Here is a 25,923-nt window from a genome sequence, read left to right as displayed (position 1 = left end):
TCCAGTGGTGTCGAAAAATCCGTCGGGGCTGGAGCCTGTCGGTGCGAAGCTGATCAGCGGTGGGACGCCTTTGCGCGGATCAGCGCGTCGGCGATGTAGAGGTCCTGCAGGGAGATGCCGGAACTGTCGAAGACCGTGATCTCATTGTCGAAGCGGCGTCCGGGCACACGCTTTTCAATGACGTCGCCGATGGGTGTTACCGCAAGCACGCCTGCGTCGATCTCGTCGCGCACGTGTTGGAATTCGCCGATCTGGGCGGACTGGGAAAGCAGATCACAAAACAGACGTGCGTTGGGAAATAATTCGCTCGGCAATTCGCGTTTACCCGGAGCATCCGACCCCATGCTGACGATATGGGTTCCGGGTCCCACCCAAGCGGCATCGAACAGCGGTTTGCGTGAGGGTGTCGCCGTCACCACGATGTCGGCCGCGCGCACGGCTTCTTCGGGCAAGGCAGCGCGCGCCTTCAGTCCCCTTTCGCCGATCTGATCGACAAAAGCGTCGCGCCGCGGCGAAGGCCGGGCCACGACCAGCACGGTTTCGATTGGGCGGATGCGTGCCAGCGCCATCACTTCGAAGCTCGCCTGGTTGCCGGCGCCGAAGATCGCCAGAACCTTGGCTTGCTTGCGCGCAAGAAGATCAGCCGCAACCGCGTCGGCGGCGGCTGTCCTGTAGGCGTTGACTCTCCCGGCCTCTACTACGGCGCCGAGCCGACCTGTATGCTGATCGAGCAGCACGATGGTCGAGTTGTGGCGGGGAAGGCCACGTGCCGGGTTGCCCGACCAGAAGGAGCCAATTTTCACTCCGGTCAGGTCGTCCGACGAACCGGATTTGATTGAGAAGGTATTGGTCGCCTCCTGTGTGCGTCCGAGAACAGCGGGAAAGACCCAGCTCTGCCGCGATGCTGCCGCCACGAGAGCCCCCCGCGCCGCCTCGAAGGCAAGTTCATGGGTGACGAGGGCCGCTGACTCCTCTTCGCTGATGTAGATCATCAAAAATTCCTTCTGAGCATCATGCGTTTTATCGCTGGGGAGTGTTGCGGCTATGCCATTGCTGAGGCTGAGATCACATCCATTGGGGATGGTGCGGACGTAACGCCGATCGCGGGCAACCACGAGGCGGCGATTCAAGGTGTCAGGTATTCCTCGCCCGATTTGCGCGATTTGGCATGCCGAGGAACTGCTTAAAACGAATAATCCCGCCGATTTGAAGGGGCAAAACAGCAGCGAAATCTGTCCCCGGGGCGCGACTCTAAGGTTCGACTTCAATCCGACTCTGGATCAAGTGACAGCGTTGCACCTTATGGCCTTTGAGCATGACAGAGATATCGTCAGCGCCCCGACCGAGCTGATGAAATTGGAAACCCGCCATTTGCCGGGCGCACTGAAGCTGTCGCAGGAGATGGCCTGGCCCTACCGCCAGGAGGATTGGGAATTTGCCGTGATGGTCGGCAATGGCCTGGTCCTCGAGCGGGCAGGACAGGTGATTGGCACTGCCATGTCGTGGAATTACGGACATTCCTATGCCACGGTGGGGATGATCATAGTTACTGGCTCCGCGCAAGGCGGCGGCAACGGCGCACGGCTCTTTGACGGATTGCTTGAGGCGGCACACGGTCGCAACGTGCTGCTCAACTCAACCGAAGAGGGGCTGGCGCTCTACAAGCGACGCGGCTTCACTGCCTGGGGCACGGTGCTTCAACACCAGGGCTCGCTGGCTGTCGCCGTGACACGGAGTACCTGCGACGACATCCGTCAAGCGACAGCCTCCGACCTCGCGGCGATCCAGGCCTTCGACGAATCGGCCACGGGCATGCCCCGGCTGGCGATGGTGGCTGCGCTCGCCGATGTGGGCAACGCATTGGTCATTGAGCGCAGGGGACGGATTGCAGGCTACGCTATCGCGAGGAGGTTTGGCCGCGGCTATGTCGTTGGCCCTTGTGCAGCCGAGAGCGACCAAGACGCGCGGCTTCTGATCCTGGCCCAGCTTTCGAAGCTTCACAATCAATTCGTTCGCATCGACGTCTATGCCGAGGATGGATTGGGCGACTGGCTTGCGAGCCTTGGCCTGCAGCGGTCTGGCAGTGCGACCGCCATGGTCAAAGGGCAACGGCCCGTCTCCGAGGGGCCAGCCCATATGTATGCGTTGGCAAACCAATCGTTCACTTAGGAAACGAGATTATGAACAAGGTGGCGGCAAACCTGGCAGTGAGCGAGACGGCTACCACGATCGACGCCTTGGTCACCCCGGCGCTGCTTCTCGACCGTGGGCGGCTCGAGCGCAACATCCAGGGTCTGGCCGAGCGCGCCAGGAAGCTTGGCGTGGTGCTGCGCCCGCATATGAAGACGGCCAAAAGCATCGACGTCGCCCGATACGCATTCCACCGCGAACCCGGTCCGATCACGGTCTCGACCATCGCCGAGGCGGAGTATTTTGCGGGCCATGGCTTTCGAGACATGACCTATGCGGTCGGCATCTCGCCGGCATCGGCCATACGTGCCTTGGAGCTTTGTCGCCGTACTGGCATCGAGCTGAAGCTGCTGCTCGATACTGTGGAGCAGGCTGATGTTTTGGCCGGCGTGCGCCAAGCAATCGGCGTGACGCCGTCCGTCTTCATCGAACTGGACTGCGATGACCATCGCGGTGGATTGAAGCCGGACGATCCCAAGCTGCTCGAGGTGGCCAACAGGGTCGTCGAAGCGGGCGCTAATCTGGTCGGCGTCCTCGCCCATGCGGGCGAGTCCTATACCTTGAGCACACGCGATGCGCTGGTCAAAGCAGCCGAGAACGAGCGTTCGGCCAGCTTGCGCGCGGCCGAAACTTTGCGCGCTCACGGCCATGCCTGCCCGATCATCAGCCTCGGTTCGACGCCGACCGCACACTTCGCCGAGAATATAGAAGGCATTACCGAGTTGCGCGCCGGCGTCTACATGTTTTTCGACCTCGTCCAGCACGGGGTCGGGGTCTGTGCCATCGACGATATCGCGGTTTCCGTGTTGGCCACCGTGATCGGCGCCAAGCCGGAAAAGGGATGGGTGCTGGTTGACGCTGGGTGGATGGCGCTTTCGCGCGACCGGGGAACCGCAAACCAGCAGATCGACCAGGGTTACGGTGTGGTCTGCGACGAAAAGGGGCGGGTGCTTGAAGATGTGATCGTGGCCCAGGCCAGCCAGGAACACGGTATCCTCGCCATTCGTGCTGGTTCTGGAAAGTCCATGCCCGAGTTGCCGCTCGGGTCTCGGGTCCGGATTCTGCCCAACCATGCGTGTGCGATGGCCGCCCAGCATGATTTCTACAACGTCGTCAACGGGGACAGCCCCAGGATTGAAGCGCGCTGGGAGCGGATGCGCGGCTGGTAGGCGCGCGCAACAACGCCTCGGATGTCGTCCCACTCAAATCAGCATTGGTGGTCAAGAAAATGAAGTTTACCTCTTACTGGCTGGATACGTCTCAGCCGTTCAATGAAGGGTCGTCCAAACCGCTCGAAGGCCACTACGACGTGGCAATTGTGGGCGGCGGCCTGACCGGCTCCTCCGCCGCGCTGGCCCTTGCCAAAAAGGGCGCCCGGGTTGCCCTGTTGGAGGCCGAAACGATCGGCAACGCCGCGTCCGGCCGCAATGGCGGGATGTGCAACAACGGCTTTGCCCAGAACTATGCAATCATGGCTGGCAAGCACGGCAAGCCTGCCGCAAATGCGCTCTACAAGGCTTTCGACGCTGGCGTCGATTTGGTCGAGCGGTTGGTGCAGGAAGAAAAGATCGACTGCAGCTTCTCCCGCGTCGGCAAGCTCAAGCTCGCCGCCAAGCCCGAGCATTACGACATGTTGGCGCGCAGCCAGGAACTGCTGGCGGCCAATGTCGATCCCGAAACCAGGATGATCGCGCGCTGCGACCTGCGGGCGGAAGTCGGGACCGACCGTTACCACGGCGGGTTGCTCTTTCCCAAGAGCGCGGGCATGCATGTCGGCCGGTTCGTCCGGGGCCTCGCGACCGCCGCTGCCCGGCGTGGCGCAGAGGTCCATGAACGGACGCCCGTCATGGCGATGCGCAAGGTTTCTGGCGGGCATGAGGTAACGACGCCAAAGGGCAAGATCGTCGCGCGGCAGGTTCTGTTGGCGAGCGGCATTTCCCAGGTTGGTCCGCTCGGATGGATCCGCCGCCGGATCGTGCCGGTCGGCGCCTTCCTGATCGTGACCGAGCCGCTGTCGCCTGCGCAGCTTCAGCGCCTCATGCCGACCCGCCGCAATGTCGTCGACACGCGCAACCTCGTCGTCTACTGGCGGCTCACTCCGGACAATCGCCTTCTGTTCGGCGGACGAGCGCGGTTTGCGGTGTCAAATCCTCAATCCGACGAAAAGAGCGGACGCATCCTGAAAGCGGCGATGGTTGAAGTCTTTCCGGAACTAGCCAACACCCGGATCGATTACTGCTGGGGCGGCATGGTGGACATGACCCGCGACCGCCTGCCACGCGCCGGAGAGCGCGATGGCATCTATTACTCAATGGGCTATAGCGGACACGGGACCCAGATGTCGACGTTGATGGGCACCATCATGGCCGACGTCATGGACGGGCGCCCCGAGCTCAATCCCTGGAAGGATTTCGACTGGCCAGCGATCCCCGGTTATTTCGGGCGCCCCTGGTTCCTGCCGATTCTCGGCGCCTATTACCGCATGAAGGACCTTGTAGGGTGATGACGCCCCTCGAACACCTGTCCCGCAACGGCCACCTGGGCAAGTTTTTCATCGACGGTCAATGGGTTGAGCCGAGCGGCACCGCGACGGGCGTCGTCGTCAATCCCGCCACAGAAGAGGTTGTGAGCCAGTTTCCGCTTGGAAATGGCGAGGACGTGCACGCGGCCGTTGCAGCGGCTCGCAGGGCATTCGCCACCTGGAGTCGGACCACGCCAGAAGACCGCGCGGGTCTGCTCGATCGCCTGCAAGCGCTGCTCGAGGCGCGCGGCGAACTGCTGGCTCAATGCCTGAGCCTCGAAATGGGCGCGGCGATCGGCTATGCGCGCAGCGCGCAGGTGCCGCTGGCGATCGCCCATGTTAAGGTCGCTCGCGATGTGCTGACAGACTTTCACTTCGTCAAGCAACGGGGGCAGACCGCCGTCACCCACGAACCGATCGGTGTCTGCGCCTTGATCACTCCGTGGAACTGGCCACTTTACCAGATCACCGCCAAGGTTTCGCCGGCGCTCGCTGCAGGCTGCACGATCGTCCTGAAGCCGAGTGAGCTTTCTCCCTTGGACGCCCTGCTGTTCGCCGAGGCAATCGAGGAAGCCGGCTTCCCTGCCGGGGTTTTCAACCTCCTGCAAGGTGATGGTCCAGGCGTGGGTATGGGGCTCGCCTCGCATCCGGATGTCGACATGATCTCCATTACCGGGTCCACTCGCGCGGGCATTGCGGTGGCCGAGGCGGCAGCGACCACGGTCAAGCGTGTCGCGCAGGAGCTCGGCGGCAAGTCGCCGAACGTGATCCTGCCGGACGCAGATCTCGATCGCGCCGTTTCTCTGGGCGTAGCCGCCGCCTTCCGCAATCTCGGCCAGTCATGCAGCGCCCCGACGCGCATGATCGTGCCACGCGCGCTGCTCTCCGAGATCGAGGCAATCGCCAAAAGGGCCGCGGCCCAGATCGTCATTGGCGATCCTCTTTCGGAAGCCACAACTCATGGTCCAATCGCAAACCGTGCCCAATTCGACCGCATCCAAACCATGATCGGCGTCGGCATTTCTGACGGCGCCAGGCTCCTCACCGGAGGACCGGGTCGTGCGCACGATCTGAACGTCGGGTTCTATGTGAAGCCGACCATCTTTTCCGACGTGCGCACGAGCATGCGCATTGCCCAGGAAGAGGTCTTCGGGCCAGTTCTCTGCATCATCCCTTACGACACAATCGAGGAGGCCGTCACCATCGCCAACGACACGGTTTACGGTCTGGGGGCCCATGTGCAGGGCGAGGATGTAGACACCGTCAGGGACGTGGCCTCGCGGATTCGCTCCGGTCAGGTGCATCTCAACTACCCGGCCTGGGATCCGCACGCCCCGTTTGGCGGTTTCAAGCAGTCCGGAAACGGACGCGAATATGGGATCGAGGGCATGTTGGAGTATCTCGAGGTCAAATCCATCCTCGGCTATTTCTAGGCGACATCTTCGCCCAGCGCAGGGGCGCGCCCGTGGGCCGAGCCCGAGCTCCTGGACCGGGCCTGGCAATTTGCCATGGCGCCGCAGCGCGCGGGCGATCTGCTGAGAAACCCGGTCGAGGCCCGGTAGCGAGGCTTGGTCGATCCCGCGTATGGGGAGGGTTGGATGAGTAAGGTGCAGAGGGTCAGTCCGGTAGTAGAGCAAGCAATCGCCACAGTCCTCAATAGGGAGGATCGTGGTGACACCATCTCGATCACAGCGACATTAAACGCAGCACGGCAAGCCGCCCCTTATCTGGTCGCATCCGACGAAGAGCTAACCTAGGCGATCGTCGAGGCAGCAACTGCCTTGGGCCTGTCCGTGGCTTTCGACGGTCGTGAATAGCCGTTGGCTCACCAGTTCTTGCTCGGTATTCTGGCGCGCTTGCTGCGAGCCCTCGCGATGACGCGTGCGTGCTCGTCTGCCATAGCCGCTTCGAAGCTGCCGTCGCCGCCGAATGCCATGGCAAGTGCATTTGCGCAGAGCTTGGCGTCCCGGAAGCATCGCTGATGCCCTGCGCAGGGACTGCGTCCTTGTTATAGCCAGCATCGCCAACGATCGCCCAGCCTGGCCCGCATGGCTTGCGAAAGACGTTGGGCAACGCTGCGCCAGCGAATGGCCTCTCGCGCCTTGCTGCGCCAAAACGGTCGGCGAAGGCAGGCCATCCCCGGCTCCGATCAAGAGCCCTGCGCGCCAGCCGGCCCACCAAGGTTGCCGCGATCGCCCCCGATGTCGTAGAGGCTATGGTCGGCGGTCAAAAATTGGCGGAGAAGAATATATGCCAGAGCACCCGAAACTCGTCTCGACTGCCAAGTCGCATGGCGGCGCCCAGCACGTTTACTCTCATCTCTCGACGAGCTGCTCATGCGAAATGACGTTTGCCATTTTCGTGCCTCCGCAGGCACGGGAAAGGCGTTGCCCGGTGGTGTGGTATCTCTCCGGACTCACCTGCACCCATGCGAATGTAATGGAAAAAGGCGAATACAGACGTATTGCCGCCGAACTTGGCTTGATCGTCGTCTGTCCCGACACCAGCCCGCGTGGTGCCGACATTCCGGATGAAAAGGACAATTGGCAGTTCGGCAGCGGCGCCGGTTTTTACCTCGACGCGACGCAAGAGCCGTATGCCAAGAACTATCGCATGTATTCCTATATCGTCGAGGAGCTGCCAGCCGTGATCGGGCGCGAATTTCCCGCCGATATGGCGCGCCAGTCGATCTTCGGCCATTCGATGGGCGGTCATGGCGCGCTGACGATCGCATTGAAAAATCCCGCGCGTTTCAGGAGTTGCTCGGCATTTGCGCCGATCGTGCAGCCAAGCACAGCCGGCTGGTCGAAGCCGGCTTTCGAAAAATATCTCGGCCGGGATGAGGCCTCGTGGCGGCGCTACGATGCCACTTCGCTCATCGAGGATGGATCACGTTTCCCGGAATTCCTGGTCGATCAGGGAACATCAGACGGTTTCCTCCAGGAGGGCCTCAGGCCTTGGCTGCTCGAAGACGCCTGCTCCAAGGCCGGCATTCCGTTGAAATTGCGGATGCAGGACGAATACGATCACTCCTACTTTTTCATTTCGACCTTCATGCATGACCATATGACGTGGCATGCCGAACGGCTTTCACGAGGCTAAGACAATAGTAACAGGCCGGCAGTCAGGCGGGCTCGGTGACAACGCCGATACGCCGGTAGACGAATGGTTCGTCCTTCGAAGGAACTGTCGCAGCGCGCTGGGCTTCGTCGATCAGCATTGCCATGCGCGCATGGATCGGCGATTTCGCGCAAGCCGGGTCCGTCGCAGCGGCATCGCCGGCGATTGCCATCGCCTGGCAGCGGCAGCCGCCCCAGTCGATCTCGCGCCGCTCACAGTTGCGGCAGGGCTCCTGCATCCAGTCCGTGCCTCGAAACGCATTAAATGCCGGGGAATCAGTCCAGATCGCAGCCAGGCCGCGTGGTCCAAAACGCTCGAAGCTGAGCGACGGGATGGTTTGGGCGGCATGGCATGGCAGTACGGTGCCGTCCGGCGTCACCATGAAGGCGTCGCGCGCCCAGCCGCCCATGCACGGCTTGGGATAGATGGCGAAATAATCCGGCGTGACGAAATCGATGTTCATGATGCCGGTGAGCCGTTCGCGCGCCGCCGCGACGATTTCCGCCTGGCGGTCGACGGCAGCACGCTCGGGCATCAGTTGATCGCGATTGGTCAGCGCCCAGCCGGCGTACTGCACGTTGGCGATCTCGAGGCGCTCCGCACCCAGCGAAAGGGCCAGATCGATGAATTCCGGTACCTCCTCGATATTGTGGCGATGGATCGGCGCGTTGATGGTAAGCGGCAACCCGGCCGCGCGAGCGCGGCGTGCCGTTTCCAACTTCTTTTCGTGGCTGCCCCTGTGATTGCCGATGCGCTCGGTGGTCGCCGGTCGTGCGCCTTGAAAGCTCAGTTGCAGATGGTCGAGCCCGGCTTCGGCAAATGCCTCGATGCGGCCATCCGCAATGCCGACGCCGGCGGTGATCAGGTTGGTGTAGACGCCGCGGGCCGAAAGCCCGGCGATCAATTGCTCGAGATCGCGACGCAGCGTCGGTTCACCGCCGGACAGATGCACCTGGAGAACGCCAAGATCGGCGGCCTGCGAGAACAGGTCGAGCCAGCTCTGCGTGTCGAGTTCGCGATTGGCCTTCAGCAATTCGAGCGGATTGGAGCAATAGGGGCATTGCAGCGGGCAGCGATGCGTCAGTTCCGCCAGCATGCCGATCGGGGGGAGAGGGGGCTCGCTCATAGCTTCACCAGCAGCTTGTCCGACCATTCCTGCAGGAAGGCGATGACATCGGCCGCCACAGCCTCCTGTTCGGCGTCATAATCTGCGGCAAGGCCGGCAATGATGTGGCCGACCGTGGACCGCCCATCGCAGCGGCGCAATATGTCGAGGCTGATATCGTTTGGCCAGAACACCTTTTCGGGCGAAAGCACGGCGAACGCCTGGCGCACGGGGTCGTACTGTATGCGCACGTGCTTCGGAAGCGATGGAACCGACTGCGGCGACACCATGGCTCTTTCGCGCAGTGCTATCATTGGGCTGCCTCCGGACAGAAGGCGCCGGGCGGGATATTGCCCGGCTCGCCATAGGCGTGTTGAAGCGCGTCGAGCATGGCCCAGAGTATATCGCATTTGAACACCAGTGCATCGATCGCCTGCTGCTGGCGTTCCGCCGTGTCGGCATGTTCGAGCACATAGGCAAGCGCGAAGTCGGCGTCGCGCGAGGCCTGTTCGGGCCGTCGGCTGAAATAGGCCAGCGTGTCCTCGGTGATATAATCGTATCTGGCCAGCATCGCTGGTACCCGCTCCCCGATGATGAGCGGCGAGAACATCTCGGTCAGCGACGACGCGACCGCCTCCAACAGGGTCCGGTTCGTGCAAAACGAGAGGTAAGCGCCAACCGCGAAACGTGTCGCCGGCAGGGCCAGCCTCTCGCTCTTCACCGTGTCGGCATCGAGACCGAGCGAGGTCGCCAGGTGCAACCAGCGCGCAATACCGCCGCTCCAGCCGTCCTCGCCGTCATGATCCTCGATGCGTTTGCGCCAGGCGGCGCGAAACGCCGGATCCTCGGCATGAGCGAGGATCATGGCGTCCTTGCGCGGAATGACAGCCTGATAGCAATAGCGGTTCAGCGCCCAGGCCTGCATCTCGGTCCTCGACAGCGCACCGCTGGTCATCCTGTGATGGAAAGGATGGCGGTTGTGATAGCGCTCGGCACCGACCTGCCGCAGCACGGCTTCGAGCTCGCTGGAGGACAGGCCGTTGCTGGCTGCGTCATGGAAATCACTCAAAGTTCCATCTCCATCCCGTCGCAGGCCACTTCCCAGCCAGCCGCTTCGACTGCTGCATGCTCGGCAGAATTCTCGTCCAGAACAGGATTGGTGTTGTTGATGTGGACGAAGACACGGCGGCCGATCCGCACATCGGCCAAGCCGGCGATCGACCCCGCGTCTCCCGACATCGCCAGATGCCCCATGCGCGCACCGGTCTTTTGGCCGACGCCGGCAGCAATCATCTCGTCGTCGGTGAAGACCGTGCCGTCGAACAGAAGGCATGCGGCATCGGCTAGACGCGTGCGCAGGGTCGCATCGATGCGGGCGCAGCCGGGGATGTAGAAGACGGAGCCGCGACTGCTGGCACCGGCGATTCGAACGCCGATCGTGTCGCCGGCATCGGAGCTGAAATTGGCATCCGGCTGGCCTCTTTCTTCGAGATAGAGGGCTATCTTCCCGGGGACGGGAAAGCTCTCGACAGCCATGCCTGTGTCGTGGCCGTCTGCATCGCAGATCGACAGTTCTTGCGCCGGCGGCAAGATGCGTCGCGGCACGAGCGCCGGATCGAGGACATTGAAAATCGAATTCGCCTCCAGCGTCGCCAGAACCTGTGTCGTTGCATAGATAGCGAAAGGCTGCCGCTCACGCAGGCTGAGCAGGCCGACGACATGATCGACATCGGCATTGGTCAGCACGACCGCGCGAATAGGTGTCGAGCGCAGCGGCGCATCGTGCGCGGGTTGCAATTCAGGCGTTGCCGCGATCTGCTGGCGAATGTCGGGCGAGGCGTTGAACAGAACCCAGCCGAGTCCATCCGCCGATACGGCGACACTTGATTGGGTTCGTGAATGCACGCCAGCTACCCCGGCGCGAGCCCCGCGGCTCAGACGATAATTGCAGTTCCATTGCGGGAAGCCGCCGCCAGCGGCCGATCCGATGATTTTTAAGCGCATGAAAACGCCCGCCCCGCGGCTTCTCTGACCAGCAGCCAATTTGCGGCCGCAAGAAACGCCCCGCTCGCTTTGCGTGCCTCAAACTCTTTCACGAAAATCCCATGCGGCAAGGGGATGCGTGCCCCTGTTGCCAGGGACACGCACCTCTGCGGCCTACTTCTTGGGAGTAATTTCAGCAGGCAGATACCGCGAAATTTCAAAGCCCGCAGCAACCTGACACATGGTCGGTTTCTTCCAGCTCTTCTTCATAACATTTCTCCTCTTCTACCAGCCCGAAGGGGCCGATGCTGTCGTTAGTCAACCATTGCAGGGCACCGAAGCAATGGCTCGTCCATCACGTTTCAAAATGGACAAATGAATCAGTAGGTTTTAAAAGTCGAAAAAAGATCGAAAGTAGCTGTGGTCTTCCTTCAATTGTTCATCGCCTAGGGTTTTTTCTCCTCCAGCGGAAGACTTGCACCTTCCCAGCCATCCGCGCCGAGCGGATACCAGATCCACTCGACTGCCCGTTTTCGCGGCATTCCACGATATCCAGCAATTCGTCATGCAATAGAACAGAATCGCGCGCGATTTATCGGTGCCGGCCGCGGCTGCCAGGCCGTGGCGAAAGTAGTTGGCGGTCTCCTCCGAAATAGCGCCGTATCCCACGTTGGCCAGCCATATGCTGCCTGGAATGTCCTTTCTGACCTTGTCTCTCCATATCGTTCCTGCCGGCAGATTGGTCGGCTTCGGCGTGTTCGGCATCACGTCGAAGAAGACTGCCTTTTTCCCTCGCCACAGCGCTTCCGCCTCCGCGGTGGTAACCACTGTCGCACGCCGCAGCGTGTTCAGGCACGGGTGCCCGGTATTCGTCCAGCCGGTAGCCGGCGGGCTCGTCAACCCCGCCTGCCCATGCCGGCTCCATAATGCCCAGGGGGCCCACCGTGAGCAGCAAAACCGCTTCCTTTCCTTTCATCGCCTGCCACATTCTGGCCTCCGCCGGGCCCATCCCAAACTATTGCGTGATCGGATTGTCATGCTCGTCGATCAGCGGCACGTTGTAACCCAGCAGGATCTTGATGATCTCCGTCTGGTTTTCCCTGATCACCCGGTTGAGCGTCCGCTTCCATTCCTGGTCGGACGGACGTACGCCCATGGTGATGCGGTAAGACATGCGCGAGCCGGTTTTTTCCTTCAGCAGCGGAACGATCGTGACGTCGGCTCCGAGTTCCCTGGCATAGTAGCCCGCCATCGGGCCCCACAGGACCGCCGCGTCGATCTTGCCGGCGAGCATGTCCTTGATCATGACCTCCCCCATGGAAGGGGTGACGCGCGTATCCACCGCCAGCGGGTAGATCTTGGCGGTCCGCAGAAGCTTGTTGGCGGCCATGTTGGCGGTTGGCGGCGTGCTTTCGACGACGCCGATTCTCTTGCCGGAAAGTTTCGGATCTTCGATAGTCTCGACGCCTTCCATGCCGTTGCCTTTCGGATAGACGAGCACATAGGCGGAGCGGTAGTAGGCATTGGTGTTCTGGACCAGTTCATCACCTTGGGCGTAGCCCATGATGATGTCGCATCGGTTGGCCCCCAGCGTGTTGCGCACAAAGCCGGTGACAGTGGGAAACCACGTGTAAGCGACTGATTTCCGCCCCGTCTTCTTGGCAACCAGTTCAGCCAGCTTGTTTTCGAAGCCTTGGCCGTTCTTGTCGGTAAAGGGCATGTTCGAGGGATCGGCGCAGACGCGCAGAATGTCGGGATCGACCAGTTCGCCCGCAGCGCCAAGCCCGGCATTTTGCGCCAGGACGTTCGACGGCAGCAAGGCGAGCGCGCCGAGGATCGGCAGAACGACGCGCAGCTTCGATGCAGTGCAGCCGGTCATATCATCCACCCATGCAGGATGCTTCGGCATCCTTGGCTGCCTGAGCCTTGTTTTCGTGCTTGGGCGGCCTGCCGCGGGGTGCCGCGCCATCGGCGCGCGCGCGCAGATAGACGTAGAGATCGTCCAGGTAACAATAGACGTTCTTGTTGTCGCCAAAGGCAGGCATGACGTTTTCCTTGCCGCCGCCGACATTCTTGCGGCCCTCGGCGACGATCGACAGGAACGTGGCGTAATCCATGTTCTTCAGGCTATTAGCCAGGGCAGGCGCATAGCTCGAACCTGTAGCGTCCTGTCCGTGACAGACATGGCAATCTGAGTGATACCGGCGATACCCGCTGAAGGTGTACCAATCGACGGTTCCGTTTTCGATCTTGTAGGTCGGATTTCCGTCCGCATCTAAATATTTGCCTCCTTCTTGCTTCACCGCCTTGGCTTTTTCCATGCTGTCTTCGGCCCGTGCCAGACTTGAGCTGGCCAGAGGCAGCAGGACCAGGGCGAGAGCGGAAACTGCAATGCGAACGATCATTCAGACACTTCCTTCATTTGCCAGGGACACTGGCTGCCGTCGTGCTCGGCATTGATCGGTGTTGGGTGGGCGGCGCAATCGAGAGCCCGGTTCCCGGCTTCGGGTGACCCGGGCTCTCGTTTTTCGAACCTAGTCGTAAGGCTCTTCCCGGTTATCAGTCCGGGAGGCCGAAGACGGTGAGCTGCCCGCCCAGCGTCGTGTAGTCGGCAAGTGCAGCGTAACCGCCGACAGCACCCAGACCGGCGGTTCCAACCACTGCGCCCTGGTCGCCCTGCGCACGGCCCTGATCAACGGCGCCATGCCAGGCAGCGGCGTTATCGGGCGAAAGCAGCCCACCTGCCAGACCGATACCGGCCCATCCACCGACGCCGGACAGAACGGCGACGTACTGCTTGCCGTCATGTTCATAGGTCGTGATGTTGCCGATGATGCCGGACGGGGTCTTGAACTTGTACAGTTCCTTGCCGTCCTTATCGACCGCCTTGATGTAACCTTCGAGGGTACCGTAGAAGACGACGTCGCCATCGGTCGCCAACGCCCCCGACCACACCGAGAACTGCTCGGGCTTCGACCAGACGATCTCACCCTTGGCTGCATCCCAGGCAATGAAGTTGCCCATGTTGCCGTCACCGCCAGGCGCCGCATACATCGACACGGTGGCGCCCACATAGGGCTGACCGGCGGTGTAGCTCACTTTGTAAGGCTCATAGTCCATGCAGACATGGTTGGTCGGCACGTAGAACAACCCGGTCTTCGGCGAGTAGGCGGCCGGCTGCTGGTCCTTGGTTCCAAGCGCGGCCGGGCAGATACCGGTCGAGTTGGTGTCTTCGCCGTTCTGCTGGGTCGAATACTTGGCGACGACCTGCGGGCGGCCATACTGGTCGCTCTTGGGGTCCATGTTGACTTCCGTCGCCCAGTTCACCGCCGGATCGTATTTCTTGGCGACGAGAAGCTCGCCGGTGGCGCGATCCATGGTGTAGGCAAAGCCGTTGCGGTCGAAATGCACCAGCACGTCGTGCTTGGCGCCGTTGACCTCCATGCCATCGACGAGAATCATCTCGTTGATGCCGTCATAGTCCCACTCGTCATGCGGGGTCATTTGGTAGAGCCATTTGGCAACACCGGTATCCGCATCGCGAGCCATGATTGTCATGGACCAGCGATTGTCGCCGGGGCGCTGGACCGGGTTCCACGTCGAGGGATTGCCGGTACCGTAGTAAACCAGGTTCAGCTTGGGATCATAGGAATACCATCCCCATGTCGTGCCGCCGCCTGTCTTCCACTGTTCGCCTTCCCAGGTGTTCGTGCCGGAATCCTTTCCGACAGGCTTGCCGAGATGGGTCGTCTTCTCAGGATCGAGAAGGGTGTCTGCATCAGGACCTTCCGAATAGGCTTTCCAGGCGAGCTTGCCGTCTTTCAGATTGTAGGCGGCCAGCCAGCCGCGAACACCGAATTCAGCACCGGAGACGCCCACGAGCACCTTGTCCTTGATGACTACGGGTGCCGACGTGCCGGATTCGCCCTTTCCGCCGTCGGTCTGGTCGCCGTTCTTGACAGACCACACGACCTTGCCGGTCTTGGCATCGAGCGCGACGACGGTGGTGTCGGCCTGGTTGAGAATGATCTTGCCATCGCCAAAGGCGACACCGCGATTGACCGTGTCGCAGCACATGATCGGAATGACGTTCGAGTCCTGCTTGGGCTCGTATTTCCAGAGGATCTTCCCGTCGTTCTTGAGGTCCAGAGCATAGACGTTGTTTGGGAAAGGCGTGTGGACATACATCACATCGCCGATGACCAGCGGCCCCCCTTCGTGACCGCGCAGCACGCCGGTGGAAAAGCTCCATTTGACCTGCAGGTTTTTCACATTGTCGGCAGTGATCTGGTTGAGTTTCGAATAGCGGGTGTTAGCGTAGTCACCCGTCTGCATCGCCCAGTTCTTCGCATCTGATGCGAGCTTTGCAAGGTCTTCATTGGCCGAAGCCGTATAGGCAGCGCCGAGCGATAAAAACGCCGCGGTCGTCAGAATGTAGGTAGTTTTCGCAAGTACACGCATCCAAAATCCTCCCGGGTTCACAGTGAAGAATCGACCGTCAAGCCCCACAAGGGCTTGCCCAAGCAATTCATGTTGGGAAGTTATTTTCCGGCAGCTGTCACGACCTACCCCGAAGCAGAGGGCACCGTTACCGCCCGCCCCCTTGGTCTTCGAAAGACTGCCGCCGCTCCCTGATGACGGTGGCGCTCTTGAAGCCGGAAACAGGAAAAAGCTATGTCATCGCAAAAGGCCAGGCAAGCAAAAACCTACAATGCATCATTGCGCTGCAATATCGATTATGGTGCGGTGCAATATTCAGAAACAATTAAAAGAACCGTCTTGTGAAAAACTATTAAGCAGATGAGCGTCCAGCCGCGACATATATAGCAACCATATTGTTCCCGTATTCTCAAGGTGATACACATTTAACTTTATTTCGCTATATTCTACGAGGCACCTCGGAGTAAGTATGCGTGCATCTCGCTGCCTGCCGATAGTGGGCGAAGCATGAAATGAACGGGTGAACGGGGGTGCACAGCGGGTCATGAAGTCGGCTCCTGTCGGCCGATAGGGCATTCCTCCTTTGGTCCTATACGCAGGCCATGGGAGCTTGACTGGCTTTGCGGCACGTCGCCAATTGGCGCGATGATCCCGTCTGGATGCATGGTGTCCAGGCCAACTGGAGGTTCGCATGATAAGGTCTGTTGGATCTCTCACCTTGCCGCTGGCCTTTGCGGCGCTGGCCTTTGCGAACTCGGCCAAGGCCGCGGGAGACTACCCGACGGCAACGATTGCCGACTACGTGCTCGGCTGCATGCAAACAAATGGCCAGACACGTCAGGCGCTTGAAAGCTGTTCCTGCTCGATCGATGTTATCGCCTCGATTGTTCCTTATGATCACTATGAGAGAGCGGAGACCTTCAAAAGCATGTCGTTGACGACAGGGGAGGCGGCAGGGTTGTTTCGCGAAAGCGCGCCAGCGAAGGCGGCGCGCACGGAACTGAAACGCGCGCAGGCGGAAGCTGACATACGTTGCTTTTAGTCAGGCGGAACAGGCACGCGTGGCCGAGCGCCTCACAGTCCTGCTGTTTCCATCGGCCAATGGCCGCGAAATACCATGCCATCCGTGTCTGTCGCCTCGACACGGATTTCGCCTTTGCCATCCGCCGTGATCAATTCATCCACGCCCTGGAAAGCAAAGACGTTGTGGGCGACTTTCCTGATCTTGAACTCAAGGTCGCCGGCAGCGGCGAGGGCGGCCCGCCCGAGGCAACAAGGCAGCATCGCGGCGCTAACCGCGGTGCATGCGAAGCCGTTCAGAAGCTTGCGTCGTACCCTGTCGATCGGCATGGCTCTCCCGATATGCATTCCGATCGGTAAGGCGATCAGGCCACACCCGGAAATTTTTGCTGGAACGACCGCAAAAGGTCGCCCATCACCTGTGGACTGCGATGTTGCCGCGGCAATCTTACGTCGAACATGCGAACCAGGAATGCCGATCAAATCGCTCGTTCCTTGCTCGGAAAGGCACATTTCCAGCGCACGACCTTGAGCCTCGGATGTTCTTGAGACCATTTTGCGTCTCAGCGGGCGCCAGGAACATGCATTGGAACAGAGGGCCGCGGCTCTCGAAATAGACATGTTCATCTCGGCAATTGCCCGGATTGGCGCTAAGGCACACCGTTAATATGAGATCGACCATGTCCATTTGGCACTTGTCGTCGCCTGCGTGGCGAACTCTCCAGAGTTCGTGCTTTGGAGTTGCAGCGGATTCCTGAAGGTGCCCAAACAGCAAACCGGTTGGAGTCAGGCTACGCGTTCGGCCAATAGGCGTCAATAATGTGAACCGCGTGTCGCTACGCACTTCCCCTTCGCGCAGTCGGGAAACGAAACAGGACCTTTGTACGATTGACTTCCGTCATCGGCAGTCTAGCTTTTCGAGGCGTGCAGGTGTTGCCAGTCCGGGGAGGAAGGACGAACGTTTGCTCTCCCGCGTAAAAGCGGATGCCGGCGGTCAAGGCATCGACACGCGTAAATTGTCCGGGGCACTCACACGATCAATGAGGAAATGCCATGCGCGCAGTCGCATTTTTCGCCGCCGTGTCCGTCGCCACCTTTGTCACTACCCAGTCTCAGGCACAGGATGCCGCGGCGGGTGAGAAGGTCTTCGCAAAATGCAAGGTTTGCCACGTGGCAGACAAGGACCAGAACAAGATCGGTCCGTCCTTGAACGGCGTCATCGGCCGAACGGCCGGGACGCATCCGGGGTTCAGCTATTCCAAGGCGATGACCGAGGCCGGCAAGTCCGGCGTCAAATGGGATGAGGCCACGCTGACCACCTACCTTCACGATCCGAAAGCGATGGTCAAAGGAACGAAGATGGCGTTTGTCGGCCTCAAGAAAGACGAGGACATCGCCAATGTCATTGCCTACCTGAAGCAATTCTCCAAATAACGCGGCTCTTCCGCCGGCCATTTTGACTGCGCCCGGCCGGCGTTGGCCTGGGCCTTGCGCTTGGGGTCACGCAGCGTCTTGCAGCCTCTGCATCGCGGAGGGCATATCGAACAGGCTGTCGCAAACGAGGTCGGCGCCAAGCTCTTCAACGGGAATTTGGCTGTATCCGCCACGCAGCAGAATGACTGCCATGCCGGCGGCGCGGGCGGCGGCCACGTCGGCGCTGCTGTCTCCGACCATCAGCGTGTCACGAGGTTCGACCTGAAGCTGGTCGAGCGCCAGCAACAGCGCGTCTGGCGCCGGTTTCAAGTATGTCACCGCGTCTCCGCCGACGATCGCGCCGAGATATTCCGTCAGCCGAAAATGCAGCAGGATTTCGCGAGCCGCCAGCTGCGGCTTGTTGGTCACCACGGCCATGGCTATTCCGCTCAAATGCAAGTGCGTGAGAATCTCCCTGACGCCAGGCATCAGCCTCGTGCGGCTGGTCAGATGCCTGCGATAGATCGGCGCCATGACGCGGTTGGCCTCATCGAGCGCGCTGCCGAGGAGCGGCGTGCCGGAAGCCGCGAAGGCTCGTTCGACCAGTTTCCTGATGCCGCCGCCGATCATGGCCTTGACCTGATCCAGCCGCAGCGGCGGCAGATCGCGTCCGGCCAGCAATTCGTTGACGGCGGCCGCTATATCAGGCGCCGAATCGACCAGTGTGCCGTCGAGATCGAACAGGATCGCCTTGGGCGATCGAAACGGCCTGCCTGCGCCGACGTTCATGCAGCATCCTTCCACTTGATCGAACAGCCGATCGAAGCGATCTGGTCAAGCGGTCCATCGCCGGTTCGGGCAACCTGCTTCATCGCCTCGAACAGGTCGCGCCTCAGCCCGGGCGATGCGGCGTCGCGTCGCGACGCGTCCAGCCGGCCGCGATATTGCAGTGTCAACTCGCTGTTGAGCCCGAAGAAATCCGGGGTGCAAACGGCTCCGTAGGCACGCGCCACCGTCTGGCTCTCGTCGTAGAGGTACGGGAAAGTGAAGCCGTTCGTCTTGGCGAAAAGCTTCATATTGTCGAAGGAATCATCCGGATAGGCCCCGGCATCGTTTGAGTTGATCGCGACAAAGCCGATGCCTTCGGCCTTGAGGTCGTTGGCGTCGCGCACCATGCGTGAAATCACCGCCCTCACATAGGGGCAGTGGTTGCAGATGAAGGCCACCACCAACCCATTCGGGCCGGCGTGGCTTAAGATCAAATGCGATGTGCCGTCGACGCCAGGCAAAACGGCGTCGATGGCTCGCCAGCCGAAATCGCAGACAGGTGGAATTGCCGCCATATTTGCCCTCCGATGAAACGGTTTACGCCGCTTTCCGGATCGCCCCGTCGGCCGCCTGCCTGATTGCGCCGATATTGGCACGATAGGCCGCCTCGGTGTCGCCCTTAAAGATGGCCGAGCCGGCGACCAGCACATTGGCGCCGGCCGCGGTAACCAGCGGAGCGGTTTCGGGCGTGACGCCGCCGTCGATCTCTATGTCGATCGGACGATGGCCGACTAGGGCCTTGACCCGCCTGACCTTGTCGACGACCGCCGCAATGAAGTCCTGGCCGCCGAAGCCTGGATTGACCGTCATCAGAAGCACCAGATCGAGCCGGTCGAGCACATATTCGATGACGCTTTCCGGCGTCGAGGGGTTCAGCGACACGCCGGCCTTCTTGCCGAGATTTCTGATTGCCTGCAGCGAACGGTCGAGATGCGGTCCGGCCTCCGCATGCACAGTAATGATGTCGCAGCCGGCATCGGCGAAGGCGCCGAGATAGGCGTCGGCCGGCGCGATCATCAGGTGGCAGTCGAAGACCTTGTCCGTTCGATTACGGATCGCCTTGATCACCGGCGGACCGAAGGTGATGTTGGGCACGAAATGGCCATCCATCACATCGAGATGGATCCAATCGGCACCCGCCCGGACGACCGTTTCGACCTCGTCGCCGAGCCGCGAGAAGTCCGCGGAAAGCACCGAGGGCGCGATGATTGTCTTGGTATCCATGGTCGTCGGCTCCCATTCTGTCGTCCGTTTCCGGTCGCTGCACACCAACCGGCGTCGTCTTGTCAGCGCGCCTTCGTCTCCGGTTCGCCTTCGAGCTTACCTTCCGCGAATACGCGACTGCCGCGAATGTCGGATTCCTCGATGGTGATAAGGTCGGTTTTCGTCAATGCCCGGTCGCGCGATGCGAAAAGCCGGCTGGCCTGGCGAAGCCGCGCCCGGTCGAGGCTATTGCGGACCGAGCGGGCGTTGGAGAAATGCGGCAGCCGCATGCGGATCGGGAGATACTCTTCGAGCGCCTTGGCCGCCGCTTCGCTGAGACGGTAATTCTGTTCCGCCAGCATGATCTCGGCGATTGATTTGAGTTCGCTGACGCCGTAGTCGGGAAAATCGAGGTGATGGGCGATGCGCGAGCGCATGCCGGGATTGCTGTCGAAGAAACGGTCCATCTTGTCCTTGTAGCCGGCAAGAATCACAACCAGATCGTCACGGTTGTTTTCCATGCATTGCAGCAGGATTTCGATCGATTCCTGGCCGTAGTCGCGTTCGTTCTCGGGCTTGTAGAGATAGTAGGCCTCGTCGATGAAAAGCACGCCGCCCATGGCGCGCTTGATCACGTCGCGGGTTTTGGGCGCGGTGTGGCCCACATACTGGCCGACGAGATCGTCGCGCGTCACCGCGACCATGTGCCCTTCGCGGACATAGCCGAGACGATGCAGGATTTCTGCCATTCTGAGCGCCACGGTGGTCTTTCCGGTACCGGGATTTCCCGTAAAGTTCATGTGCAGCGTCGGCGCGCCCGAGGTCAGGCCGAACTTGCGGCGAAGCCGGTCGACCAGGAGCAGCGCGGCGATCTCGCGGATGCGGTTCTTGACAGGTTTCAGGCCAACGAGTTCGCGGTCGAGCTTTTCCATCACCTCGTTGATGTTGGATGCCTCGAACTCGGCCTGCAGATCCATCGATTCGCCCTGCGCGGCAGCGCCCTTTGCTATCGCGTCCAGCATGGTTTCGCCTAGCTCCGCTCGCCTTCGGGCCTGTCGGTCGCATAAGGCACGATCGAATAGCCCTGGCTGCGCCCGTCACGCTCCTGGCGCAGCAACCGGAACCCGGGTTCATTGGGCGGCCGGTTGACGATGAACGACATGCGCGGCGCTTCCCAGCCCTTGGTCGAATCGAAGGCGGTGACCCGGACATACATGTTGGGCATGGCTTTCCGGCAATTGTTGACTTCAAGCAGGATGCCCGCCGGGTCCCTCAGGTCGAACATCGGGTTGCCGTACATTTCCCAATAGGTGTTTCGCGGATGCGGATCGTCGGTGTATTCGACGCTGACCGCCCAGTGGTTTTTCAGCGCGTATTTGATCTGCGCCGAAATCTGCTCATCGGTGAGGTCGGGCAGGAACGAAAACTGTCCCTGCGTGACCTTGTTTCCGGGATTGGTCATCATGGCGACGGTTCCTTTTCGGCTAGAAGCTGGGCGTTGCGGTTGGCACGAAGTCGGCCGTGTCGGTCGATTCGTAGTTGAAGGTGACGTCCTTCCAGGTCTCCAGGGCCGCCTTCAGCGGCGTGCACCATCTGGCCGCCTGTTCGAGGATTTTGGTCCCTTCGCGCAGATAGTCGCGGCCCTCGTTGCGGGCGAGGATCATCGCCTCCAACGCGACGCGATTGGCCGTCGCGCCGGCCTGGATGCCGTCCGGATGGCCGATCGTGCCGCCGCCGAACTGCAGGATAACGTCCTCGCCGAGATAATGGATCAACTGGTGCATCTGGCCGGCATGGATGCCACCGGAGGCGACAGGCATCACCTTGTTGAGCGAGGCCCAGTCCTGATCGAAGAACAGCCCGGTTTCGAGGTTCTGCGGCGTGCGCTCCTCGCGCAGCGTGTCATAAAACCCCTTGATCATCAGCGGGTCGCCTTCCAGCTTGCCGACCACCGTGCCGGCATGGATGTGATCGACGCCGGCCATCCGCATCCATTTGCAGATGACGCGAAAATTCATGCCGTGGTTCTTCTGGCGCGAATAGGTCGAGTTGCCGGCCCGGTGCAGGTGCAGGATCATGTCGTTGCGGCGTGCCCACTTGGCCATCGACTGGATCGCCGTATAGCCAATGACGAGGTCGATCATGACGATGCAGGAGCCAAGCTGTTTTGCAAATTCGGCGCGCTCGTACATCTCCTCCATCGTGCCGGCGGTGACGTTGAGATAATGGCCCTTGACTTCGCCGGTGGCGGCCGACGCCTTGTTCACAGCCTCCATGCAGTAGAGGAAACGGTCGCGCCAGTGCATGAAGGGCTGCGAGTTGATGTTCTCGTCGTCCTTGACGAAGTCGAGGCCACCCTTCAGCGCCTCGTAGACGACGCGGCCGTAGTTGCGGCCTGACAGGCCAAGCTTCGGCTTCGTCGTCGCGCCGAGCAGCGGCCGGCCGAACTTGTCGAGCCGCTCGCGTTCCACCACGATGCCGGTCGCCGGGCCCTGGAATGTCTTGAGGTAAGCCACCGGGATGCGCATGTCCTCGAGCCGCAAGGCCTTGACGGCCTTGAAGCCGAACACGTTGCCGATGATCGATGCAGTCAGGTTGGCGATGGAGCCTGGCTCGAACAGGTCGAGGTCGTAGGCAATATAGGCGAAGTACTGCTGCTCGATCCTGGTGCCTGGACCTGTGTTCGGCACCGGCTCGGATTTGAACGCCTTGGCGCGGTAGAGCTCGCAGGCGGTCAGCCTGTCGGTCCACACCACGGTCCATGTCGCGGTAGAGGATTCACCGGCGATGGCGGCGGCCGCCTCCTCGTGGTCGACCCCGGGCTGCGGCGTGATCCGAAACATGGCGATCAGGTCGGTCTCCTTGGGCCGGTAGTCCGGCTCCCAGTAGCCCATCTTCTTGTAGGGGATGACGCCCGACCGGTAGCGTTCCTTGCCTTCCTTGAGCGTGCCTGCTGAGGGCATGTCGATCTTGTTCATGGCAGGTCTCCTGTTTGCCGCTCAGGCGGCTTTCGCGGTTGCGATATGGGGGTCTAGCTTTCCCGCGGCGTAACGTTTCGCCATCTCATCCATCGCGATCACCCTGATCTTCGACGCATGGCCTGCGGTGCCGAAGCGTTCGAAACGATCGCGGCAAAGGTCGCGCAGGGCGTCCATGGCGGGTTTCAGGAATTTTCGCGGATCGAATTCGCGCGGGTCCTCCGTCGCGACGCGGCGGAACTGCCCGGCCATGGCCATTCGGCAATCGGTGTCGATGTTGACCTTGCGCACGCCGTAGCGGATGCCGCGCTCGATTTCCTCGACCGGGACGCCAAAGGTCTGGGGCATCTCGCCGCCATAGTTGTTGATGATATCCTGCAGTTCCTGCGGCACGGAGGAAGAGCCGTGCATGACCAGATGCGTATTGGGCAGCTTTTCGTGGATCGCCTCGATCACCTGCATGGCCAGGATGCCGCCGTCGGGCTTGCGGCTGAATTTGTAGGCGCCGTGTGAGGTACCGCAGGCGATCGCCAGCGCGTCGACCCGGGTGGCGGTCACGAAGTCGACCGCCTGATCGGGATCGGTCAAAAGCTGGTCGTGGGAAAGCGCACCTTCGGCGCCGTGCCCGTCCTCGGCCTCGCCCTGGCCGGTTTCCAGCGAGCCGAGCACGCCGAGCTCGCCTTCGACCGAAGCGCCGACCCAATGCGCCATGCGTGCGACACGTTCGGTGATGGCGACGTTGTACTCGTAGCTCGCCGGGGTCTTGGCGTCCGCCATCAGCGACCCGTCCATCATCACCGAGGTGAAGCCGTGGCGGATCGCCGACAGGCAGGTGGCTTCGTTGTTGCCGTGATCCTGATGGATGCATAGCGGAATGGCCGGATGGATTTCGGTCAACGCCTCCATCATCTTGGCCAGCATGATGTCATTGGCATAGGAACGGGCGCCGCGCGAGGCCTGGATGATGACCGGCGCATCACAGGCCATGGCGGCCTCCATGATGGCGAGGCCCTGTTCCATGTTGTTGATGTTGAATGCCGGCACCCCGTAGCCGTGCTCGGCGGCGTGGTCGAGAAGCTGGCGAAGGGTGATGCGGGCCATGGTCGTCCTCCTAGATGATGAGCTTCAGCGCCGCTGCTGCGATGGCTTCGGGCGTGATGTCGAAATGCCGGTAGAGATCCGGGGCAGGGGCGCTGGCGCCGAAACCGGCCATGCCGACGAAAGTGCCGGTGTCGCCGATCCAGCGGTCCCAGCCGAGCCGTGCTGCGGCTTCGACGGCAATGCGCGGCGCCGAACCGAGGACGGACTTCCGGTAGTCCGCATCCTGTTCCTCGAAAAGCTCCCAGCACGGCATCGAGACGACCGCGGCGGCGATGCCGTGCTCGGTCTCCAGCCGTTCAGCGGCGGCAACGGCAATCTCGACCTCCGAGCCGGTGGCGATCAGCGTCACGGCGCGGTGCTCGGGCGGCTCGCGCAGGATGTAGGCGCCCTGGCTCGACCGGTTCTCGTCGCTGTCTGTCTGGCGCAGCATCGGCAGGTTCTGGCGGGAGAGCACCAGCACGCTCGGCCGGTTCTCGCTCTTCAGGGCCAGTTCCCAGCACTCCGCCGTTTCGATGATGTCGGCCGGACGGAAGACGTTGAGGTTCGGCGTGGCCCGCAGCATTGCCAGGTGCTCGACCGGCTGGTGGGTCGGGCCGTCCTCGCCGAGACCGATGGAATCATGCGTCATCACATAGATGATGCGCTGGCCCATGAGCGCCGAGAGCCGCATCGCGCCGCGCGCATAGTCAGCGAAGCACAGGAACGTGCCGCCATAAGGCACGAAGCCGCCATGCAGTGCGATGCCATTCATGGCCGCGGCCATGCCGTGCTCGCGGATGCCATAGTGAATGTAGCGGCCGGCATAGTCATCAGGCGCTATGCGATCCATGCCCTTGGTGATCGTCAGGTTCGAATGCGTCAGATCAGCGGAGCCGCCGACGGTCAGGTCGGTTGCGGCGTTGATGGCGCCGAGCGCCATTTCGGAGGCTTTTCGCGTTGCAACCTTGGTCGCCTTCTCGACATGCTCCTTGCGGAAAGCGCCGAGCGCTTCGAAGACCGCGCCGGGCAGGTTGCCGGCGACCGCGCTCTCAAAGGCCTGGCGCCGCGGCGAGGCGGCAAGCCGCTGCTCCCAGGCGCGGCGTGCGGCTTGCCCGCGCTCGGCAATTTCGCGCCAGGTGAAAAGGATGTCGTCCGGCACCTCGAACGGCGCGTAGGCCCAGCCGATGTTTTCGCGCGTCGCGGCGATCTCGGCATCGCCGAGCGGCGCGCCATGCGTCTTCTCCGAGCCGCCCAGATTGGGCGCGCCCTTGCCGATCACCGTGCGGCAGGCGATCAGGGACGGCCGATCCGACTGCTGTGCTGCTTCGATTGCCGCAGCGACAGCTTCCATGTCGTGGCCGTCCACCGATTGGACATGCCATCCAGCGGCTTTGAACCGGGCCGGCTGGTCCATCGATGTCGACAGCGACGTCGGTCCGTCGATCGAGATCGCATTGTCGTCCCAAAAGACGATCAGCCGGGACAGCTTCAGGTGACCGGCAAGATCGATCGCCTCGTGGCTGATGCCTTCCTGCAGGCAGCCGTCGCCGGCGATCGCGTAGGTGAAATGGTCGACGAGATCGGCGCCGTGGCGGGCAGCAAGCATGCGCTCCGCCAGCGCCATGCCGACCGCTGTGGAAATGCCTTGTCCAAGCGGACCGGTCGTCGTCTCGATGCCAAGCGCATGGCCATACTCCGGATGTCCGGCGGTGCGGCTGCCTAGCTGGCGAAACCGCTGCAACTCCTCGATCGGCATGTCCTCGTAGCCGAGCAGGTAATGCAGCGCATATTGCAGCATCGAGCCGTGCCCGGCCGAAAGCACGAAGCGGTCGCGATCGGGCCAGTCCGGCATCGACGGATCGATATTGATGAAGCGGCTGAACAGCACCGTCGCGACATCGGCCATGCCCATCGGCATGCCCGGATGACCGGAATTGGCCTTTTGGACGCTGTCCATCGCCAATGCGCGAATGGCGTTCGCCATATCGCGCTCCAACACGGCGGCGACGGGCTTCAGTGCTGCTGCTTGGCTGTTCATGGCG

25 protein-coding genes are annotated in these 25,923 nt (G+C 61.6%); 7 read left to right on the top strand and 18 right to left on the bottom strand.

Translation table 11 applies throughout. The annotated features are described in order from the left end of the window. Positions 1-53: 53 nt before the first annotated feature. On the bottom strand, positions 54-992 hold the full coding sequence (locus RQ479_RS12165; protein WP_376705918.1) for an ornithine cyclodeaminase family protein: 939 nt from the start codon (positions 990-992) through the stop codon (positions 54-56). Between the two features lie 139 nt (positions 993-1,131). Between RQ479_RS12165 and RQ479_RS12160 the strand changes: the two genes are divergently transcribed. The 5 genes from RQ479_RS12160 (at position 1,132) to fghA (ending at position 7,813) form a co-directional block, all read left to right on the top strand. Beyond that, positions 1,132-2,169, top strand: a complete 1,038-nt coding sequence (locus RQ479_RS12160; protein WP_376705251.1) for a GNAT family N-acetyltransferase — start codon at positions 1,132-1,134, stop codon at positions 2,167-2,169. Between the two features lie 11 nt (positions 2,170-2,180). After that, entirely contained in the window at positions 2,181-3,359 is a 1,179-nt protein-coding gene (locus RQ479_RS12155) for an alanine racemase (RefSeq protein ID WP_376705250.1), read from the top strand. Between the two features lie 59 nt (positions 3,360-3,418). Further along, positions 3,419-4,693 carry an NAD(P)/FAD-dependent oxidoreductase gene (locus RQ479_RS12150; protein WP_376705249.1) on the top strand — a complete coding sequence of 425 codons (1,275 nt, stop codon included), beginning with the start codon at positions 3,419-3,421 and terminating at the stop codon, positions 4,691-4,693. Then, positions 4,690-6,144 (top strand): aldehyde dehydrogenase family protein, encoded by a 1,455-nt coding sequence (locus tag RQ479_RS12145; protein ID WP_376705248.1) that lies wholly within the window; start codon positions 4,690-4,692, stop codon positions 6,142-6,144. The genes RQ479_RS12150 and RQ479_RS12145 overlap by 4 nt, the downstream gene beginning before the upstream one ends. Before the next feature lie 817 nt (positions 6,145-6,961). Beyond that, the gene (gene fghA, locus RQ479_RS12140; RefSeq protein ID WP_376705247.1) at positions 6,962-7,813 is read left to right on the top strand and encodes an S-formylglutathione hydrolase; all 852 of its coding nucleotides are present in this window, start codon (positions 6,962-6,964) and stop codon (positions 7,811-7,813) included. 22 nt (positions 7,814-7,835) lie between these two features. Here the strand turns inward: fghA and pqqE are convergent, their stop codons facing one another. From pqqE to RQ479_RS12100, 8 genes are all read right to left on the bottom strand, one after another. Continuing rightward, positions 7,836-8,957: a pyrroloquinoline quinone biosynthesis protein PqqE gene (gene pqqE, locus RQ479_RS12135; RefSeq protein WP_376705246.1), complete on the bottom strand. Its 1,122-nt coding sequence runs from the start codon at positions 8,955-8,957 to the stop codon at positions 7,836-7,838. Next, positions 8,954-9,250: a pyrroloquinoline quinone biosynthesis peptide chaperone PqqD gene (pqqD, locus tag RQ479_RS12130; protein WP_352913610.1), complete on the bottom strand. Its 297-nt coding sequence runs from the start codon at positions 9,248-9,250 to the stop codon at positions 8,954-8,956. Before pqqD ends, pqqE begins: the two co-directional genes overlap by 4 nt. After that, positions 9,247-10,005: a pyrroloquinoline-quinone synthase PqqC gene (gene pqqC / locus RQ479_RS12125; RefSeq protein ID WP_376705245.1), complete on the bottom strand. Its 759-nt coding sequence runs from the start codon at positions 10,003-10,005 to the stop codon at positions 9,247-9,249. The genes pqqD and pqqC overlap by 4 nt, the downstream gene beginning before the upstream one ends. Continuing rightward, entirely contained in the window at positions 10,002-10,940 is a 939-nt protein-coding gene (gene pqqB / locus RQ479_RS12120; protein ID WP_376705244.1) for a pyrroloquinoline quinone biosynthesis protein PqqB, read from the bottom strand. Before pqqB ends, pqqC begins: the two co-directional genes overlap by 4 nt. Positions 10,941-11,309: 369 nt before the next feature. Next, a complete protein-coding gene (locus tag RQ479_RS12115; protein WP_376705243.1) occupies positions 11,310-11,747 on the bottom strand; it encodes a hypothetical protein in 438 nt (145 codons plus the stop codon). Positions 11,748-11,934: 187 nt separating this feature from the next. Further along, positions 11,935-12,798 carry a substrate-binding domain-containing protein gene (locus RQ479_RS12110; RefSeq protein WP_292654920.1) on the bottom strand — a complete coding sequence of 288 codons (864 nt, stop codon included), beginning with the start codon at positions 12,796-12,798 and terminating at the stop codon, positions 11,935-11,937. A gap of 1 nt (position 12,799) precedes the next feature. After that, a complete protein-coding gene (locus tag RQ479_RS12105) occupies positions 12,800-13,240 on the bottom strand; it encodes a c-type cytochrome, methanol metabolism-related (protein WP_036239057.1) in 441 nt (146 codons plus the stop codon). A gap of 238 nt (positions 13,241-13,478) precedes the next feature. After that, positions 13,479-15,254 (bottom strand): methanol/ethanol family PQQ-dependent dehydrogenase, encoded by a 1,776-nt coding sequence (locus RQ479_RS12100; protein ID WP_376705917.1) that lies wholly within the window; start codon positions 15,252-15,254, stop codon positions 13,479-13,481. 796 nt (positions 15,255-16,050) lie between these two features. On the opposite strand from RQ479_RS12100, the gene RQ479_RS12095 reads away from it, so the two are divergent. Next, positions 16,051-16,401 (top strand): hypothetical protein, encoded by a 351-nt coding sequence (locus tag RQ479_RS12095; RefSeq protein WP_376705242.1) that lies wholly within the window; start codon positions 16,051-16,053, stop codon positions 16,399-16,401. 32 nt (positions 16,402-16,433) lie between these two features. On the opposite strand, the gene RQ479_RS12090 is transcribed toward RQ479_RS12095, so the two are convergent. Further along, positions 16,434-16,934 carry a hypothetical protein gene (locus RQ479_RS12090; RefSeq protein ID WP_376705241.1) on the bottom strand — a complete coding sequence of 167 codons (501 nt, stop codon included), beginning with the start codon at positions 16,932-16,934 and terminating at the stop codon, positions 16,434-16,436. A 498-nt stretch (positions 16,935-17,432) separates the two neighbouring features. Here RQ479_RS12090 and RQ479_RS12085 point away from each other — a divergent pair, with 498 nt between their 5' ends. Then, positions 17,433-17,813, top strand: coding sequence for a cytochrome c family protein (locus tag RQ479_RS12085; protein ID WP_352516570.1), 381 nt, complete (start codon positions 17,433-17,435; stop codon positions 17,811-17,813). Between the two features lie 66 nt (positions 17,814-17,879). On the opposite strand, the gene gph is transcribed toward RQ479_RS12085, so the two are convergent. The 8 genes from gph to tkt all read right to left on the bottom strand — a co-directional run bounded on the left by gph (position 17,880) and on the right by tkt (position 25,919). After that, the gene (gph, locus tag RQ479_RS12080) at positions 17,880-18,581 is read right to left on the bottom strand and encodes a phosphoglycolate phosphatase (RefSeq protein WP_376705240.1); all 702 of its coding nucleotides are present in this window, start codon (positions 18,579-18,581) and stop codon (positions 17,880-17,882) included. Continuing rightward, entirely contained in the window at positions 18,578-19,135 is a 558-nt protein-coding gene (locus tag RQ479_RS12075) for a thioredoxin family protein (protein WP_376705239.1), read from the bottom strand. Before RQ479_RS12075 ends, gph begins: the two co-directional genes overlap by 4 nt. Before the next feature lie 22 nt (positions 19,136-19,157). Next, positions 19,158-19,844 carry a ribulose-phosphate 3-epimerase gene (rpe, locus tag RQ479_RS12070; protein ID WP_376705238.1) on the bottom strand — a complete coding sequence of 229 codons (687 nt, stop codon included), beginning with the start codon at positions 19,842-19,844 and terminating at the stop codon, positions 19,158-19,160. Positions 19,845-19,906: 62 nt separating this feature from the next. Further along, a complete protein-coding gene (gene cbbX / locus RQ479_RS12065) occupies positions 19,907-20,845 on the bottom strand; it encodes a CbbX protein (protein ID WP_376705237.1) in 939 nt (312 codons plus the stop codon). Between the two features lie 8 nt (positions 20,846-20,853). After that, a complete protein-coding gene (locus tag RQ479_RS12060) occupies positions 20,854-21,288 on the bottom strand; it encodes a ribulose bisphosphate carboxylase small subunit (RefSeq protein WP_254819809.1) in 435 nt (144 codons plus the stop codon). A gap of 19 nt (positions 21,289-21,307) precedes the next feature. Next, entirely contained in the window at positions 21,308-22,801 is a 1,494-nt protein-coding gene (locus RQ479_RS12055) for a ribulose-bisphosphate carboxylase large subunit (protein WP_376705236.1), read from the bottom strand. 21 nt (positions 22,802-22,822) lie between these two features. Next, the gene (fba, locus tag RQ479_RS12050) at positions 22,823-23,902 is read right to left on the bottom strand and encodes a class II fructose-bisphosphate aldolase (RefSeq protein ID WP_376705235.1); all 1,080 of its coding nucleotides are present in this window, start codon (positions 23,900-23,902) and stop codon (positions 22,823-22,825) included. Positions 23,903-23,912: 10 nt separating this feature from the next. Further along, positions 23,913-25,919 (bottom strand): transketolase, encoded by a 2,007-nt coding sequence (tkt, locus tag RQ479_RS12045; protein ID WP_376705234.1) that lies wholly within the window; start codon positions 25,917-25,919, stop codon positions 23,913-23,915. Positions 25,920-25,923: the final 4 nt, after the last annotated feature.

The organism is Mesorhizobium sp. ISC25 (genome assembly GCF_042295465.1).
Taxonomy (GTDB): Bacteria; Pseudomonadota; Alphaproteobacteria; order Rhizobiales; family Rhizobiaceae; genus Mesorhizobium.
This window is presented reverse-complemented; position numbering and strand designations above follow the sequence as displayed.